We start from the raw sequence: 16,948 nt of genomic DNA on the forward strand, positions 1-16,948 counted from the left end.
CTCGTCATGCCCAAAAGAAGAGACTTTCTTCGGATCGCCTCCGGTGTGAGCGTTGCAGCATGCACCGAGACAGTGTTCCCACGCTTTACGAGGGCCCAAAGCACCGGCGGGCTGAATGTGCATTACATCGATCCAAGCGTCGCCGGTCCGGGTGACGGCACGCTTGCGAATCCTTTTCGCTCGTGGACCAGCGTTGCCTGGATGCCTGGGCATACCTACCTGCAAAAACGGGGCACGACGTATTCCGGTGTGTTCCAGGTGTCTGCCAACGGCACCGAATCCCAACCCATCGTCATCGGGGCCTATTACCGCCCCGACGGCAGCGACGACACGGCAAAACCCAAGCCCATCATCGTCTTGCCGGGCGCACCCGTGACGCCGGCGAATGGGGCGTCGATCGCCGTTCCCGGCCAGACGCGCGACTTCATCACCTACCGCAATCTGGACATCCGCAATCGCGCGCTGCCGGAAGGGAGCGACGTGGCGATCATCTGGCTGGGCAATCACTGCGTTTTCGAAAACAACAACGTGAGCTCGAATTGTTCCGGCGTGTACATGTTCGCGAAAAGCCACGTGACCGTTTCCGGCTGCGTGCTCGATGTCATCAGTAACGGCCCGACTTATGGCAATCAAGGGATTCTGGTTGCCGCCAAAACGAGCGCCGACGACATCCGCCTGCTCAATAACACTGTCTACCACCGCGGCGGCGGCACCCGCGAATCGCATGGCATCCGCTGTGAAACCTACGACAGTACCGCCTTTTTGACACACCTTGTCATTCGCGGAAACCGCGTTTCTCCACCGCCCGGGGTGACTTACAACCCCAACCGCAACGCAAAGGGCATCTACCTGGTGCAAGGCGACGCCGCCACGCTGGACAGGAACACCGTGACCGGCATGCTGGTCGGCATCTTCATCAACAGCGGCGACCGCAGCTATGTGGGGAACAATAACTGCAGCAACAACATGAATTTCGGCATCCACATCAGCGGCCCCGCCAAGTCCTACATCATCGAGGGAAACGTCTGCAATACGAATGGCGGGGACTTCGGGCCGAACTGGTACGGACGGGGTATCGAGCTGTCCTCGGCGGCTGGCGCGAATGCCGTCTCGGGGCACACGATCCGCTACAACACCTGTCGCTTCAACCGCAATTATGGCGGCCCGATGGACAATGGTTCGGAAGGCGTCGGCATCGGCGTGGATGACGGAACCAGCAAGTGTTATATCTATGGCAATATCGTCTCGAACAACGAGGGCAACGGCATCCAGGTGTACGGCGGTGCCGATCCGGCCAGGTGGCCGGATACAGGGGGGCATTCGATCACCCTCAACCTGATGGACTCGAACTGCAGCTTTTCCGTCATGAACCGGCGCAGCGGCGGGACCACGCCGAGCTCATTCCAGGCCCACGTCGCGCTGGTGTACGTGTACGGCAGCCGTACCGTCGTCACCAGGAACCGCTTTTCGGGACGCACCCGCATGGGGGTGTACACTGACGGTACGGACGCGAACTACTCTACCGCGGGCAATTTCTAGGCCCCCTCAGGCGCTGCCGGCTGCAGCGGCGCCAACCCACGCAAGCGCAGCGCCACCGCCATCGCCACCAGCAGCACCGCCCCCAGCATGCTCACCACCCCGGCCCAGCCGGCCCAGGCCCAGACGATGCCGGACACCCAGCCCACCACGCTCGAACCCAGGTAGTAGAAGAACAGGTAGATGGCCGAGGCCAGCGCCTGCGGCGGCTGCGCGCGCCTGCCCACCCAGCTGCTGCACACCGAGTGCGAAGCGAAGAAGCCGAAGGTGAACAGGCCCATGCCGGCGACGATCAGCAGCACCATGTCCGCCAGCGTCAGGAGTAAACCGCCCAGCATCACCAGCATCACCATCCACAGCACGTTGCGGCGGCCCAGGCGGTCGGCCAGCTTGCCGGCCCAGACCGAGCTGAAGATACCCAGCAGGTACAGGATCGACAGCGCCCCGACCGCGCTCTGGCGCAGGCCGAAGGGCGGCGCCAGCAGGCGGTAGCCGATGTAGTTGTACATGCTCACAAATACGCCCATCAGCAGGAAGGACAGCGAGAACAGCCAGGGCAGCCCGGCATCGCGCACGTGCCTGGCGGTACCGGTGAACAGCGCGCGCCAGCCGCCCTGCCCGCCCCGGAAATTGGTTGATGCCGGCAGGCTGCGGTTGAATTCCCAGGCCGCGTACAGCCCCGCCACGCCCATCACGCCGACGGCGATGCGCCAGTCGTAGAAGTCGCTGATGATGGAGGCCAGCACCCGCCCGGTCATGCCGCCGAAGGCGCTGCCGCCGATGTACAGGCCCATCGAGTGGCCCAGCGAGGGGCCGGCGATCTCTTCGCTCAGGTAGGCCATGGCCAGCGCCGGCATCCCGCCCAGCAGCAGGCCGAGCAGCGCGCGCAGCAGGAGCAGCTGGCCGTAGCCCTGGGCGAAGGCGGCCAGCAGGGTCAGCACGCCGCCGCAGAACATGGAGCCGGCCATCAGCGGCTTCCTGCCGTAGCGCTCGGACAGCACGCTGGAGGCGAGCAGCGAGACCGCCAGCGTGCCGGTGGCCACGGACAGGGCCAGGCTGCTCTGCGCGGGGGTCAACTGGAAATCGTGGGCCAGCAGCGGCATCAGCGGCTGCACGCAATACAGGAGGGCGAAGGTGGAGAAACCGCCGAAGACCATGGCGCGGTTGATGCGGCGGAATTCGGGGCTGCCTGCGGTGATGGGGACGTGGGACATGGCCAGTATGATAGCCCCAAAGCAGACAGGAGCTGTCCATACGATGGCCGTGGGCTCGGGGAGCCCACCCTACCGTAGGCCGTAGGGTGGGCTCCCCGAGCCCACGCATGCACCGTTTACGGATACTCGGCGTCCAGCTCCGAACCCGCAAAGTTCTCCAGCTCGACGAACAGCTGCTTCATCGGCGTGGCGCCGGCGATGTCGCGCAGGATGTCGCTGTTGCGGTAGATGGCGATACGGTTGGCGATGATGCCGTGGTGCGGCGCCGGGATGTTCTCCAGCAGCGTGGCCCAGCCGCTGTCGAAGTCGGGCTTGTTCTTGCGCACCGCCTTGACGAAGCGCTCGAACTCCTTGTGGTTGGTGCGCGCGACGATGCGCCCGTCCCCTTCGATGCCGAACACGATCGCCAGCGCGATCACGCCCTCGGCGTTCAGGTCGGGGTCCTGCACCGCGCCTTCGTAATGATGGCGGCGCAGCCACTGGGCCGCGCGCACGATCGCCTGCACGTCCTGGCGCTGCTTGAGCTGGCCCAGGTAGCGTTCGTAGCCCGACCAGGTCTCGCCCGGATCGGCGGTGCAGATGTCGACGAACAGTTCCTTCAGGCGGCGCTGGGCGTACACCGGGTCGGTGTCGTATTCGCCGACCAGCGTGTCTTCCGGCAGCGCGGCCAGTTCGCGGATCAGGCGGAAGCCCTGCTGGAACACGAGTTCCGCGCCTTCCGAGATCAGGATCCCGGCCGCGGCCTTGTCGCCGACCTCATCGTCGGTTTCGTCTTCGAGCAGGTATTCCAGGCCCAGCGACATGCCGCCCACGGTCAGCAGCTGTGCACGCTGGATGCCTTCGGCGGTGCGGTCGTTGGTGAACTTTTCGGCCACCATCGCGGTGATCCCCGCCAGCTCGTCGGCCAGGCCGGCGGCTTCCTCGGGGGTCGCGCTGTCGGCCAGGTGCCGGATCGCGCGGATCAGGCGCGGCAGCTTCTCGATGACGATTGCCGGGAGCATGGATGCAGGTGCCCCGTTCACGAGAAGATGTCCGTGCCCATGCTGCGGCGGGTGCTGCGCTTCGGCGTGCTGCGCACCGACGGCACCTGTTTGCGCAGGCGGTACAGCAGTTCGCGCGTGGTCCGGTGCGGGAACTCTTCCGCTTCGTCCTCGTCTTCCGGCAGCTCGACGTCGGCCAGGTCGGCGGTGTTGCGGAACTCGGGGAAGAGTTCCAGCAGCGAGCGCTGCCAGCCATCCTCGCTGGCGCGCGCCAGGTCGACCGCCAGCGGCACGATGTCGCTGTCGGAGGTGGTGACGATGTTCGGCTGCGGTCCGCGGCTGTTGATCTCGCCGGCCACTTCGAGGATTTCCTTCGGCGCCAGCGACCAGACGATGGCGAAGGCGGTCGCGCCCCAGTCGGAGCTCGAGGCTTCGGCCAGCAGCTCGTGGCGGCGGTCTTCGTCGTCGGTCGCGTAGACCACGCCGTGCATGTGGTTGAACAGGTTCTCGGCGATGCGCTCGGGATCGTCCTCGATCATGTCGTCGGGCCAGGTGGCGGCCATGTAGGCCAGGCTCTCGGCCCAGGCCTTGGGCGGCACCAGCAGGGTCGCGACCGAGGTCTTGGCGCCGTCGAAGCCGGCCAGGTGCAGGGCCGTGACCTGCGGCGGCAGGGTCGACAGCACCTCGGCCACGGCATAGTCGCCGTGCTCGTCGGCGGCCTTGGACAGGGCCTCCTCGGCGTGCTGCAGGGAGCCGGCCAGCACCAGCTCATTGACCTGGCGGGTCAATGCCGGCAGGTTCGATTTGGTGTCGTCGTCGCTCATTCGCGCTCACCTCCACGGTCGTCGAACAGCTCGGTGAAGCCGTCGTCGGCGATGCCGGTGCCGTTTTCGTCCAGCTCGTCGTCGTCGCCTTCATCGTCGCGCGCCAGCTGGTCGAGCGACTGGTCGTCGTCTTCCCAGCGGGCCTGGTTCTTGTACAGGAAAGCGGTGACGATGGCCTGGCGCGCCAGCTCCGGATGGTTCTCGCAGATGGCGGCGTACATGGCCTTGCCTTCGTCGTCGCCGTCGCAGTTCGCCATCGCGAACACACGCTGCGGATCGTCGCCTTCGTAGTCCATCGCTTCGCGCACCAGGCCTTTCGGGTCCGTGAAGCGGATGCGGTCGACCAGCGCGAAGGCCATCATGTTGACGTCGTCCAGGCCGTCGCCGTTGGCGTACTCCGACACCAGGGCCTGCACCATCATGTCGTAGTTCTTGCGGTTCGGCGGATCGCCCAGGGTGCCTTCGATCTGGCCTTCCAGTTCGCGCGACTGGAAAGCGAATTCCGGATGTACTTTTTTCATGGTTGCTTCAATCTTAATGAGGTAAATTCACGCCGGCAGGTTGACGCCATTGAGCGCAAAGACCGAGCGCCACAGTTCGAAGGCCTCGCCTTCGGCATCGAGGACGATACGGTGGTTGACGCTCTGGTTGTATTCGGCGCGCTTGGCCGGGTCGGACAGGACCTCGTAGGCCTTGGTGACGGCCTTGAAGCGCGCCTCCGCACCCGGCGCCTGGTTGCGGTCCGGGTGGTAGCGCATCGCAAGCGAGCGGTAGACTTTCTTGATCTCGTCGTCCGTCGCATTCGGCGCGACGCCGAGGATCGCGTATAAATTTTCCACTTGGAACTCTCCGGCTGGTGCCCGAAAAACAATAATCCGAGATTATCCTATAGAAAGCGCTATCGTGACAGGCAGGCCAGAGGCTTGTTGTCCGAGACAATATCCCCAAGTATGCCCAGAGGCCCCCTCGGCAAACCGTGCGCTTGACCACATAGCTACGGTAAAATGCCTGTCATCTAACCCATCCAGACACGTTTTCAATGAGCATTGATAAGAACTCCGCAGCCGCGGCAGCGCCTGCGCCGTCCTCGAATTTTGTGCGTGCGATCGTCGAGTCCGACCTTGCGGCGGGCACCCACAAGCGCGAAGGCCTGCCTTCGGTGATCACCCGCTTCCCGCCGGAGCCGAACGGCTACCTGCACGTGGGCCACGCCAAATCGATCTGCCTGAACTTCGGCCTGGCACGCGATTACCAGGGCCGCTGCAACCTGCGTTTCGACGACACCAATCCGGAAAAGGAAGACCAGGAATACGTCGACACCATCATGGATAGCGTCAAGTGGTTGGGCTTTTCGTGGGAGCAAGGCGGCCAGGAGCACCTGCACTACGCCAGCGACTACTTCGACCAGCTGTACGAGATGGCCGAGTACCTGATCGAGAAGGGCTACGCCTACGTCGACAGCCAGAGCGCCGAAGACATGTCGCGCAACCGCGGCAATTTCAGCACGCCGGGCACCAACTCGCCCTTCCGCAACCGTCCGGTCGAGGAATCGCTGCAGATCTTCCGTGACATGAAGGCCGGCAAGTACAAGGACGGCGAGCACATCCTGCGCGCCAAGATGAGCGAAGACGCGATGTCCTCGCCGATCATGACCAACCGCGACCCGGCCCTGTACCGCATCCGCCACGCGCATCACCACCGCACCGGCGACAAGTGGTGCATCTACCCGATGTACGACTACACGCACCCGATTTCGGACGCGCTGGAGAACATCACCCACTCGCTGTGCACGCTCGAGTTCCAGGACCACCGCCCGTTCTACGACTGGCTGGTCGACACCCTGGCCGACGGCGGCTTCTTCCAGCGTCCGGTGCCGCGCCAGTACGAATTCTCGCGCCTGAACCTGACCTATGTGGTGATGTCCAAGCGCAAGCTGCGCGCCCTGGTCGACGAGAAAATCGTCACCGGCTGGGACGACCCGCGCATGCCGACCATCGTCGGCCTGCGCCGCCGCGGCTACACGCCGGAATCGCTGCAGCTGTTCGCCGAGCGCATCGGCGTGTCCAAGGCCGACGGCTGGATCGACATGAGCACGCTGAAAGGCGCGCTGCGCGACGACCTCGACCCGAAGGCCCCGCGCGCGATCGCCGTGCTGCGCCCGCTGAAGCTGATCGTCGATAACTTCCCGGAAGGCGAGCTTGTGGAGTGCAGCGCCCCGGCCCACCCGCATCACCCGGAAATGGGCCAGCGCTCCTTCCCGTTCACGAAGGAACTGTGGATCGAGCAGGAAGACTTCATGGAAGTGCCGACCAAGGGCTACCACCGCTTCACCCCGCCGACCGCCGACAAGCCGGGCGCGCGCGTGCGCCTGAAGTACGGCTTCGTGGTCGAGTGCACCGGCTACGACAAGGACGAGAACGGCAACGTCACCGCGGTCCACGTGAACTATTTCGAGGATTCGAAATCGGGCACGCCGGGCGCCGACAACTACAAGGTCAAGGGCAACATCACCTGGGTCAGCGCTTCGCACGCACTGGAAGCCGAGGTGCGCCTCTACGACCGCCTGTTCAGCGACCCGAACCCGGACGCCGGCGGCAAGGACTTCCGGGAAGTGCTGAATCCGAACGCGCTGGAAACCGTGACCGCCTACCTGGAACCGGGCCTCAGGAACGCCGAGCCGGAGCAGCGCTTCCAGTTCGAACGCCATGGCTACTTCGTGGCCGACCGCGTGGACTCGCAGCCGGGCAAGCCGGTGTTCAACCGCGTGACGACGCTGAAGGACAGCTGGGGCGCCAAGTAATACGGCCCAGCCTTTCGATCGAATCCCGCCCCGGTGCTGCCGCGGCGGGATTTTTTTATCCACTATCGCCTTCCGAAGTCACCTGACGGTTTTGCTAGGTTTGATCGCCAATAACATTTCGTAGGATTGATCCTACCCCGCGACAAAGCCTCCTGCGGTAGGAGTTGATGCAGCACTTTTCATAAGGAGTCGCGCAGATGTTCAGACATCACCGTCGCTTCCACGTGCCTGGATTCAGGTTGCCTGCACTGGTGGTGGGACTATGCATTTCCATTGCCGGCGGCATGCTCTGTTATGTTGTTGCCATCAACCGACTCGATGCCGATGCCCAAGAAACCTTCACCAACACTGTAGGCAGCGTGCAGTTCACGCTGACCGGGCGCATCAAGAGTTATGCGGACGTGTTACGCAGCACTGCCAGCCTGTTCCAGGCACAGCCTGCGCTGACCCGTGAACAGTTTCATCGCTATGTACAAGGGCTCGATTTCCAAAAGCAGTTTCCCGGCATTGAGTCGATCAACTTCGCCCATTTTGTGAAAGAAGCGGAGAGGCCTGCTTTCGAAAAAATGATGCAGGCGCAATTGGCCGGACTGCCGGGCGCGCCGCAACGTTTCGAAATTAAGCAAGGCGGATCTCGTCCGGATTACCTTGCCGTCACCTATATCGAGCCGCATACCGTGTGGATGCAGCGTCTGGGCGCCGATCTCCAGGCGCGCGAATCGGTCCTTGCCACCCTCAACAGATCGCGCGATACAGGTGATGTGGCTACCTCGGGCACCCCCTTGCCCTTTTCGCGCAAGGTGATTACCGGTATCGGTATGCGCCTGCCGGTCTACCGCGTCGATATGCCGCTCGACACGGTGGAACAGCGCCGCGCAGCCTACTTCGGCTCGGTCGGTATCGGCTTCAGCATGGAACGCCTGTTACAGGGTGTTCTCGAATCGCAGCCAATCCCCAATATGCGGCTGGTTTTGTCGACGGTTGGCAGCCACGATCCCGCCGGACCGAAGCAGGTCGTACTTTACGATAGCGCAGGGCAAAAAGGCAGGTCCGACAAGAAGACCGACCCTGATAACGAGCTCAGCATGACAGTGCCGATCCAGTTCAGCAACCATGCCTGGCAGGCGCGTTTCAGCGTCGACAAGGGCGCCGTGCGCAGCGTCGGCGACGACTGGCTACCGATGCTGGCCATGGCGACCGGTTTCTTCAGCTGCGCGCTCCTGTTCTCGATTTACCACACCCTGGCTTCTTCGCGGCGCCGCGCCCTGGAAATGGCGCGCGAGATGACGCAGGAACTGCGCGCCAGCGAAGCCAAGCTGAAGCACTCGAACGAAACCCTGCGCCGGCTCGCAGCGCATGCCGAGAACATCAAGGAAAGCGAGCGCAAGCGCATCGCACGCGAGATCCACGACGATCTGGGGCAAAACCTGCTTGCCCTGCGCATCGAAGCCGAGATGCTGAGACTACGGACTGGAGAACGCCATCCTCACCTGCACGAACGGGCCTGTCGAACGCTGGCCCAAATCGATACGACCATCAAAAGCGTGCGGCAGATCATCAATGACCTGCGACCACACGTGCTCGACCTCGGCCTGAACGCTGCCGTTGCCTGGCAGATCACGGATTTCAGGCGCCGCACAGGTATTGCTTGCGAGCTGTTCGAGCACGAAGGCGAAATCGCACTCAGCGATGGCTGCGCAACGGCCCTGTTCAGGATCCTGCAGGAGTCACTGACGAATATCTCCCGCCACGCGCACGCCAGCAGCGTCGAGATCCACCTGGAAGTCCAACGGGACAAGATCGCGATGACAATCAGCGACGATGGCGTCGGTCTGCCCGCCACTGCTGAGCGCAAGCCTGGTTCTTTTGGTCTGATTGGCATCGAAGAGCGCGTCAAGATCCTGGGCGGCACGGTGTCGATCACCAGCAGTCCAGGTACCGGTACGACAGTCGCTGTGACCGTCCCGCTGCTGGAGCACGGCGACATGGTCTATGTGCCGCGCTCCGATGCGCCACGCCCTTCGCGTAGGCAGGAAGGCAAGGTCGGCATTCTGACCTGAGCAGCCGCACGAAAGCTCATGTGTCGGAAAGTTGAGCTCACATTCGGGATACTCTGAACGTAAATTGACCAAAGTCAATTTCTATCCAAACCTATCGGCAAGAATGACTATTACTGCTCCCAATCAATACGATAACGGGGCATTAATCAAGACGCATCTAGCGAAAAGGAGGTAGACACCAGTCAGCATTAATAGCTTCCGTCTCGAATAACCATAATCGAAATGCAAGCCAAAAACTAAGGGGTTAGTCCATGATCACGAATGACGATTTCAAGACCATTTCCGAATTGGATTTGGACCCGATCAAGGTTAAGTTGATGCACAAGGAGTCCGGCGAAGGCTGGACCCTGGAAAAGGCAAACGCCGTCGCCTTCGAATATCGTCGGTTCCTGTACCTGATGAAGAAGTTCCCAACCGAACAAACCGCACCACTGGTCGACGTGGACACCTTCTGGCACTACCACATACTGGACACCATGAAGTACGAAGTCGACTGCCAGGCTGTGTTTGGCTACTTCCTCCACCACTTCCCCTATATCGGCCTGCGCGGCGAGGACGACGAAGCCGCCCACCAACGCATTGGTGCCCGCATGAAGGAACTGTACGAGGAAACCTTCGGCGAGTCATACGTCCGTGCCGAGGCGCTTACCGCATGGTCGGCTGTTGCCATCAAGACCGGGCAGTCGCAGCTGGCCGGTACGACTGCCTGGTCGGCTGTTGCCATCAAGACTGCGCAGCCGGCGCTGGCGGGCACGACTGCCTGGTCAGCGGTTGCCATCAAGACTGCGCAGCCGCTGATGGCGGGCATGACCGCATGGTCGGCCGTCGCCAACAAGCAGGACTGGCTGGGCGCCGCCACTTCCGCCGATACCAAAGCCGCCGAGCTCACCCGCTTCTACAGCGAGCGCCCGACGCTGGAAACGGTTGCGTAAGGCCTCTGGCGCATTCCGCGCCGCTTCAAGCCCGCCCCAGTGGCGGGCTTTTTCATGCGTGATTCAGGTCGGATCGCACCATTAGCGCCCGCAGCTCGCGGATGCTGAAATCCGATACCTCATGCATGCGCAGCAGGATAGTGGCGCCGATCGGCAAGGTGTTATGGCGGATCTTGCTGATCACCGGCGGGGCGACTTCGAGCACGCGCGACAGCGCCGCGTCGTTTTTCAGCTTGAGTTTGTTGATGATGGCGTCGAGAACCCGGTTGGGGTCGTAGACGGCACCCTCCGGTATCCTTCTGATGGGCATGGTCTTCCTTCGAAATGACAGTCCGTGGGATATTCTTCACTTCCTTCAGGGGGTCGTGAAAAATAAGCTGGTTTTGGGATATTTGTAATATTTATATTGCTGTTGAGCAGCAAGCCCAAATCATACACGGGCGTCTTGTCTTTTGGCTAAAAGATCCTCCACCCGCGGATAGCGCAGGCGCGCCCGCAGCTCTTCCTTGATGCGGCGGTTGTCGAGCCGGCGCGACTCCGACATGAAGGACAGCAGCATCGGCGACACCGCTTGCGCCAGCGCCGCGCGCGGCAGACGCGGCGCGCGCGGCAGACCGTAGGCGTCGGCCACCAGGTCGAAGTACTCGCCCATTTTGAGGTGGGTGTCGTCGCTGGCGTTGTAGGCGCGCCCGGGGCGGGCACGGAACAGCGCCAGCAGAGCGAGCCGGGCCAGGTCGTCGGCGTGGATGTGGTTGGTGTAGACGTCGTCCTGCGGCGCCAGCGCCGGCGTGCCCTGGCGCAGGCGCTCGAGCGGCAACCGTTCTGCTGCATAGATGCCCGGCGCGCGCAGGATGCTGAGCTTCCCTTTCGCAGCGACGGCCCAGGCGCGCAGCACCTGCTCGGCGTCGACGCGGCGCAGCGCGCGGGCGTTGCGCGCGGCGCGCGGCGCGGTCTCGTCGATCAGCGCGCCCCCGCGGTCGCCATAGACACCCGAGGTGCTGATATAAACGACATGGCCCCCCTCGGGTAGAATGGCGGTCAAATTTCGCGTGCGCAAATCCAGCGCGCCCTGCCGCGGCGGCGGTGCGAGGTGCACGACCCGCGGCGCGAGCCCTGCCAGGCGTGCCAGGCTCGCCGGCCGGTCGAGGTCGGCCACGATCGGCACCGCGCCCGCGGCCCGCAATTCGGCGCAGCGTGCCGGCTGGCTGGTGACGGCGAACACGCGAAAGCGCTCCACGACCGACGGCAGCAAGCGCATGCCGACATCGCCGCAGCCCACGATCAGCAGGCGCGGCTTATTGAACCTGACATTATTTTGAGTATTCATTCGAGGATTGTATGACGTTCCAGATCACTGTCCAGCCCAGCGGCCACCACTACGAATGCGAGCAGGACGAAACCGTGCTCGCAGCGGCGATCCGCTCCGGCATCGGACTGCCCTACGGCTGCAAGAACGGCGCCTGCGGCTCCTGCAAGGGCAAGGTCGTCGAAGGCACGATCCACCACAAGCCGCACCAGGCGCGCGCCCTGTCCGAGCAGGAAAAGCTGCAAGGCTTTGCGCTGATGTGCTGCGCCGTGCCCGAGGGCGACGTGGTCATCGAAGCGCGTGAAGTCGGCGGCAGCACCGAGTACCCGGTGCGCAAGATGCCGACCCGCGTGACCGGCATCCGCCGCGCCGCGCCCGACGTCGCCATCCTCAGCCTGCAGCTGCCGGCCAACGAAGCCCTGGCCTACCGCGCCGGCCAGTACGTCGAGTTCCTGCTGAAGGACGGCAAGCGCCGCGCCTATTCGATCGCCAACGCGCCTTCGTTCAGCGGTCCGCTGGAACTGCACATCCGGCACCTGCCGGGCGGCCTGTTCACCGACCACGTGTTCTCGACCATGAAGGAGCGCGACATCCTGCGTTTCGAGGGTCCGCTCGGCACCTTCTTCCTGCGCGAAGAATCGAACAAGCCGATCGTGCTGCTGGCTTCGGGCACCGGCTTCGCGCCGGTCAAGGCGCTGGTCGAACACATGATCCACCTGAAGTCGGAACGTCCTGTCCACCTGTACTGGGGCGGCCGCCGCCCGCAAGACCTGTACATGCACGAACTGTGCGAACAATGGGCGCGCGAGCTGCCGCACTTCCGCTATGTGCCGGTGATCTCGGACGCGCTGCCGGAAGACGCGTGGACCGGCCGCAGCGGCTACGTGCACGCCGCCGTGATGCAGGACATCCCGGATCTGTCGGGCTACCAGGTGTATGCTTGCGGCGCGCCCATCATGGTCGACTCGGCTCGCAACGATTACGTGGCGCAATGCGGCCTGCCGGCGGAAGAGTTTTATGCCGACGCGTTCACGACGGAGGCCGACCTGGCGCAGTCCTGATTTTCGTCCACCCATCGTGCAGTTCCTATAAGGGGTTCCACCATGCGTACTTCGCTTCGTTCCGCCCTGCTGTTTTCCGCCAGCCTGCTGGCCGTCCTGCCTGGTGTCTCCGCCATCGCCGCCGACCAGCCGGCAGGCGGCAGCTACCAGGCGGCGATTGCCAGCCCGATCCGCACTGACGACGACCGCAAGGCCGACGCCAAGCGCAAGCCGGCCGAGTTCCTGGCCTTTGCCGGGGTCAAGCCCGGCATGAAGGCGCTCGACATCGCCGCGGGCGGCGGCGCCACCGCGGCCCTGCTGACGGCGGCGGTGGGCCAGAAGGGCGAAGTCTGGGCGCAGAATGCGAAGCCGAACCCGAAACTGCAGGAACGCGTGGGCAATGCGACCCTGCCGAACCTGCACGCGATCGTGGCGGACTTCAACGACCCGGTCCCGAAAGGCACGCCGCCGCTCGACCTCGTCACCATCAACATGTCTTACCACGACATCGCCAACACCCCGGCCGACCGTGCGGCGATGAACAAGCGCCTGTACGAGGCCCTGAAACCGGGCGGCGTGCTGGTCATCGTCGACAACGCGGCCAGGAAAGGGGCCGGTCTGTCGGCCACCAAGACCCTGCACCGCATCGACGAAGAGACCGTGGTCGAGGAAGTCACCAGGGCCGGCTTCAAGCTCGATGCGCGCAGCGACTACCTGCACGTGGCGTCGGATCCGCGCGAGCAGCCTTTCTTCAAGATGAATGCGCCGGATGACAAGTTTGCCCTTCGATTCAAAAAATAACACCACCGTCGTTCCCGCGGAGGCGGGGACCCAAGTCGTGTGCGCTGACGAAACGCACGCAAACTTGGGTCCCCGCCTGCGCGGGGACGACGTCGATTCTGCTCACGTCATCTCATGTCCCTGATTTCCCCCACGGGCGGCCTCGCCGTCCTGCGCAACCGTAACCTCTCCTTCTACCTGTCCGCCCGTTTCCTGGGCACCCTGGCCGTGCAGATGCAGAGTGTCGCGGTCGGCTGGCAGGTGTACCAGATTACGCAAAGCCTGTTCGACCTCGGCCTGATCGGCCTGGCGCAGTTCGCGCCCTTCCTGGCCCTGATCCTGTGGGCCGGCCATGTCGCCGATACCCACAACCGCCGCACCATCATCCTGCTGTGCATGTGCACCCAGCTGCTGTGCAGCCTGCTGCTGGTGGGCTTCACCCTGTCCGGCAGCCATGTCGTGTGGCCGGTGTTCGCGATCCTGGTGCTGTACGGCAGTGCGCGCGCCTTCATGATGCCGGCCTCGCAGGCGGTGCTGAAGAACCTGGTGCCGAACGAAGCCTTCTCGCAGGCGGTGGCGCTCAGCTCCTCGACCTTCCACGTGGCGGTGATCGCCGGCCCGGTGCTGGGCGGCCTGCTGTACGTGTTCGGGCCGAACGTGGTGTACACGGTGTCCAGCGTGCTGCTGGCGCTGTCGGTGCTGCTGATGGCCGCTACCCGCAGCGCGCCGCAGGCGATGAACAAGGCGCCGGTCAGCTGGCATACGCTGCTCGAAGGCCTGCGCTTCGTGCGCTCGCGCCCGATCGTGCTGGGTGCGATCTCGCTCGACCTGTTCGCGGTACTGTTCGGCGGCGCCACCGCCCTGCTGCCGGCCTATGCGCACGATGTGCTGGCCGCCGGTCCGACCGGCCTCGGCTTGCTGCGCACCGCGCCCGGCGCCGGCGCCGCGCTGTGCTCGATCCTGCTGGCCTTCTACCCGATCCGCCGCAAGGTCGGCGCCTGGATGTTCGGCGGGGTGGCCCTGTTCGGCGCGGCCACCGTGACCATGGGCCTGACCAGTACCTTCGCCGTGGCCCTGATCGCCCTGTTCCTGCTGGGCGCCGGCGACATGGTCAGCGTCTACGTGCGCCACCTGCTGGTGCAGTACGAAACGCCGGACGAGATCCGCGGCCGCGTCAGCGCCGTCAACTCGGTCTTCATCGGCGCTTCGAATGAACTGGGCGAGTTCGAATCGGGTCTGACCGCCAGCTGGTTCGGCCTGGTGCGCGCGATCCTGCTCGGCGGTGCCGCCACCCTGGTGGTGACCGGCACCTGGATGAAGCTGTTCCCGGTGCTCTCGACCATGGACCGCTTCCCGCACCATGAGGCGGAAGAAGCCGCAAAGACGAAGGCGGGATAATGGACAAGGCGGAGCACAGGCGCGACAGGGAAAAGGGGCGGCGCCTGCTGCACCGCTTCGTTCGTTCGCGTCCGCACCTGACGCTGGCGATCGCCTTCGGCACCGTGGTCGGCCTGGCCTGGCCGGATTCGCATCCCTGGCTGCGGCGCGCGCTGATCGGCTGGAATGCCGGGGTCTGGGTCTACCTGATCGGCATGGCCTGGATGATGGCCCGGGCCGACCATCGCAAGGTCCGCGACATCGCCGGCCGGCAGGACGAGAGCGCGGGCCTGGTGCTGTTCACCCTGGTCGTCGGTGCGATCCTGAGCCTGTACGCCATCGTCTCCGAACTGACCCGCATGGACCACGTGCCGGCCGACCAGATCGCGCTGCGCTATGCCTTCACGGCGCTGACCGTGATCGGCTCCTGGCTGCTGGTCGGCGTCCTGTTCTGCTTCCACTACGCCCACCTGTACTACCGCGCGCCACGCGACCACGCGCCGCTACGCTTCCCGGAGGAAGAGCCGGACGGCGGCGCCATCGAGCCGGATTACTGGGACTTCCTGTACTTCTCCTTCACCATCGCGGTGGCGGTCCAGACCTCGGACGTGACGGTCACGTCGCGCAGCATGCGCAAGCTCGTGCTCGGCCATTCGGTGCTGGCCTTCTTCTTCAATCTGCTCATTCTCGGGCTGTCGATCAATATCGCGGCAGGCTTCGTGAACTCATGAGCGCGCCAAGCGGAACGCGGTCAATGCGCGGGACGGTGTAAGATCGTTTCAACAGTGTCAACTATTGGAGCGATTTATGGAAATCAACGTTAATACCGACAACACCATCGACCGCCACCAGGGCCTCGACGAACGCGTGCGCGAAGCTGTCGAATCGAGTGTCGGCCGCTTCGAGCAGGTGCGCCGCGTGGACGTCCACCTGAGCAACCAGAACGGCCAGAAGCACGAAGACGGCGACCAGTACTGCATGATGGAAGCGCGCGTGGCCGGCTACGACGCGGTGGTCGTGCATGCCCACGCCGCCGACCTGCATCAGTCGATCGCGGGCGCCGCAAGCAAACTCAAGCGCGCACTGGACAGCGCCCTGGGCCGCCTCAACGACAAGAACAAGCGCGCCGCCGTCCCGCTGGACGCCGATGTGCCGATCGAGTCTTATAAGGGCCTGACCGACAACCAGTAAGCGGCCTGCCGCTTCAGCCTTCCACCGCCCCTCTCAGCTTGCGTAAATAGCGCAAGCCTTCGAGGGCGCGGCTTCCGTACCAGGACATCATCTCGCCGTCGACCAGGATCACGGGAATGCCGATCTGCTTCTCCAGCGCATCCGCGTGCGCTTCCGTGAACCGGTAGGGCTCGGTCGACAGCAGCACCGCATCCAGTCCATCCACCAGCGCTTGCGACCACTCGAAGCGCGGATAGCGTTCGCCCTTCCCAAGCCGGGGCACCTGCCAGCCCAGTTCGGCGAGCATGCTGGCGATATAGGTGTCGCTGGACACCGCCATCCACGGGTCCTGCCAGATGCAGTACAGCACCGTGCGCGCCGGCCCCGCCGGCTCGCTCTTCAGGGCCGCATATTCTGCCTCGAAGGCCGCGCACCAGCGTTCGGCGGCTTGCTCTCTACCGAAGATCCCGCCCATCAGGCGCGCCAGGCCGAGGTTGTCGCGCGGCGTGTTCGGGTGCGTGACCACGATGTGGGGCACGAATTCGCCAAGGCGGTCGACGGTCGGCTTTTCGTTTTCGTCGATGTTGACCACCACGTGGGTCGGCGCCAGCTTGCGGATCTTCTCGATGTTGACGTCCTTGGTGCCGCCGACCTTGGGAATGGCGGCGACGACATCGTGCGGATGGATGCAGAAGCCGGTGCGCCCGACCAGCTGGCTGGCCAGTCCCAGCTCGCACAACAGTTCGGTAATCGAGGGCACCAGGCAGACGATGCGGGCGCCGGGTGCCGGTTCGTGCTGCCGGCCCAGGGCGTCGATGAGGGCATTCGATGGATTCATCCCGCTATTGAAACATTGTTGTTTATCCGACGCCAAGTATCGATTGAAGTTGCGATGCGGTATGATTTCGAGCTTGTCAATATTCCCCATC

The 16,948-nt window shown here is 64.0% G+C and carries 17 protein-coding genes; 9 read left to right on the plus strand and 8 right to left on the minus strand.

Annotation, left to right across the window (positions count from 1 at the left end; all coding sequences use genetic code 11):
• The first annotated feature begins 6 nt into the window (after positions 1–6).
• Positions 7–1,539, plus strand: coding sequence for a right-handed parallel beta-helix repeat-containing protein (locus NX782_RS06260; RefSeq protein WP_258844566.1), 1,533 nt, complete (start codon positions 7–9; stop codon positions 1,537–1,539).
• On the opposite strand, the gene NX782_RS06265 is transcribed toward NX782_RS06260, so the two are convergent.
• The 5 genes from NX782_RS06265 to NX782_RS06285 all read right to left on the minus strand — a co-directional run bounded on the left by NX782_RS06265 (position 1,536) and on the right by NX782_RS06285 (position 5,393).
• Positions 1,536–2,750 (minus strand): MFS transporter, encoded by a 1,215-nt coding sequence (locus NX782_RS06265; protein ID WP_258844567.1) that lies wholly within the window; start codon positions 2,748–2,750, stop codon positions 1,536–1,538. The two genes, NX782_RS06260 and NX782_RS06265, sit on opposite strands and share 4 nt — an antisense overlap.
• Before the next feature lie 116 nt (positions 2,751–2,866).
• Positions 2,867–3,751 carry a hypothetical protein gene (locus tag NX782_RS06270; RefSeq protein ID WP_258844568.1) on the minus strand — a complete coding sequence of 295 codons (885 nt, stop codon included), beginning with the start codon at positions 3,749–3,751 and terminating at the stop codon, positions 2,867–2,869.
• Between the two features lie 17 nt (positions 3,752–3,768).
• Positions 3,769–4,554 (minus strand): hypothetical protein, encoded by a 786-nt coding sequence (locus tag NX782_RS06275; RefSeq protein ID WP_258844569.1) that lies wholly within the window; start codon positions 4,552–4,554, stop codon positions 3,769–3,771.
• Positions 4,551–5,075 (minus strand): hypothetical protein, encoded by a 525-nt coding sequence (locus NX782_RS06280; protein WP_258844570.1) that lies wholly within the window; start codon positions 5,073–5,075, stop codon positions 4,551–4,553. Before NX782_RS06280 ends, NX782_RS06275 begins: the two co-directional genes overlap by 4 nt.
• A gap of 27 nt (positions 5,076–5,102) precedes the next feature.
• Entirely contained in the window at positions 5,103–5,393 is a 291-nt protein-coding gene (locus NX782_RS06285) for a DnaJ domain-containing protein (RefSeq protein WP_258844571.1), read from the minus strand.
• A 200-nt stretch (positions 5,394–5,593) separates the two neighbouring features.
• Here NX782_RS06285 and NX782_RS06290 point away from each other — a divergent pair, with 200 nt between their 5' ends.
• The 3 genes from NX782_RS06290 to NX782_RS06300 all read left to right on the plus strand — a co-directional run bounded on the left by NX782_RS06290 (position 5,594) and on the right by NX782_RS06300 (position 10,346).
• A complete protein-coding gene (locus NX782_RS06290) occupies positions 5,594–7,354 on the plus strand; it encodes a glutamine--tRNA ligase/YqeY domain fusion protein (RefSeq protein ID WP_258844572.1) in 1,761 nt (586 codons plus the stop codon).
• A 197-nt stretch (positions 7,355–7,551) separates the two neighbouring features.
• A complete protein-coding gene (locus tag NX782_RS06295) occupies positions 7,552–9,414 on the plus strand; it encodes a sensor histidine kinase (protein WP_258844573.1) in 1,863 nt (620 codons plus the stop codon).
• A gap of 251 nt (positions 9,415–9,665) precedes the next feature.
• Complete coding sequence (locus NX782_RS06300) at positions 9,666–10,346, plus strand: glycine-rich domain-containing protein (RefSeq protein WP_258844574.1); 681 nt, start codon at positions 9,666–9,668, stop codon at positions 10,344–10,346.
• Positions 10,347–10,398: 52 nt separating this feature from the next.
• On the opposite strand, the gene NX782_RS06305 is transcribed toward NX782_RS06300, so the two are convergent.
• Positions 10,399–10,656, minus strand: coding sequence for a hypothetical protein (locus tag NX782_RS06305; protein ID WP_258844575.1), 258 nt, complete (start codon positions 10,654–10,656; stop codon positions 10,399–10,401).
• A gap of 120 nt (positions 10,657–10,776) precedes the next feature.
• Positions 10,777–11,673, minus strand: a complete 897-nt coding sequence (locus NX782_RS06310; protein WP_258844576.1) for an NAD-dependent epimerase/dehydratase family protein — start codon at positions 11,671–11,673, stop codon at positions 10,777–10,779.
• Between the two features lie 11 nt (positions 11,674–11,684).
• On the opposite strand from NX782_RS06310, the gene NX782_RS06315 reads away from it, so the two are divergent.
• From NX782_RS06315 to NX782_RS06335, 5 genes are all read left to right on the plus strand, one after another.
• Positions 11,685–12,713 carry a CDP-6-deoxy-delta-3,4-glucoseen reductase gene (locus NX782_RS06315; RefSeq protein WP_258844577.1) on the plus strand — a complete coding sequence of 343 codons (1,029 nt, stop codon included), beginning with the start codon at positions 11,685–11,687 and terminating at the stop codon, positions 12,711–12,713.
• 42 nt (positions 12,714–12,755) lie between these two features.
• Positions 12,756–13,493, plus strand: coding sequence for a class I SAM-dependent methyltransferase (locus tag NX782_RS06320; RefSeq protein WP_258844578.1), 738 nt, complete (start codon positions 12,756–12,758; stop codon positions 13,491–13,493).
• A gap of 114 nt (positions 13,494–13,607) precedes the next feature.
• Positions 13,608–14,870, plus strand: coding sequence for an MFS transporter (locus NX782_RS06325; RefSeq protein ID WP_258844579.1), 1,263 nt, complete (start codon positions 13,608–13,610; stop codon positions 14,868–14,870).
• Positions 14,870–15,580 carry a DUF1345 domain-containing protein gene (locus tag NX782_RS06330; RefSeq protein ID WP_258844580.1) on the plus strand — a complete coding sequence of 237 codons (711 nt, stop codon included), beginning with the start codon at positions 14,870–14,872 and terminating at the stop codon, positions 15,578–15,580. The genes NX782_RS06325 and NX782_RS06330 overlap by 1 nt, the downstream gene beginning before the upstream one ends.
• Positions 15,581–15,656: 76 nt before the next feature.
• Positions 15,657–16,040 carry an HPF/RaiA family ribosome-associated protein gene (locus NX782_RS06335; RefSeq protein WP_258844581.1) on the plus strand — a complete coding sequence of 128 codons (384 nt, stop codon included), beginning with the start codon at positions 15,657–15,659 and terminating at the stop codon, positions 16,038–16,040.
• 13 nt (positions 16,041–16,053) lie between these two features.
• On the opposite strand, the gene NX782_RS06340 is transcribed toward NX782_RS06335, so the two are convergent.
• Complete coding sequence (locus NX782_RS06340; protein ID WP_258844582.1) at positions 16,054–16,857, minus strand: helical backbone metal receptor; 804 nt, start codon at positions 16,855–16,857, stop codon at positions 16,054–16,056.
• Between the last annotated feature and the right edge of the window lie 91 nt (positions 16,858–16,948).

Source organism: Massilia norwichensis (genome assembly GCF_024753245.1).
GTDB lineage: Bacteria > Pseudomonadota > Gammaproteobacteria > Burkholderiales > Burkholderiaceae_D > Telluria > Telluria norwichensis.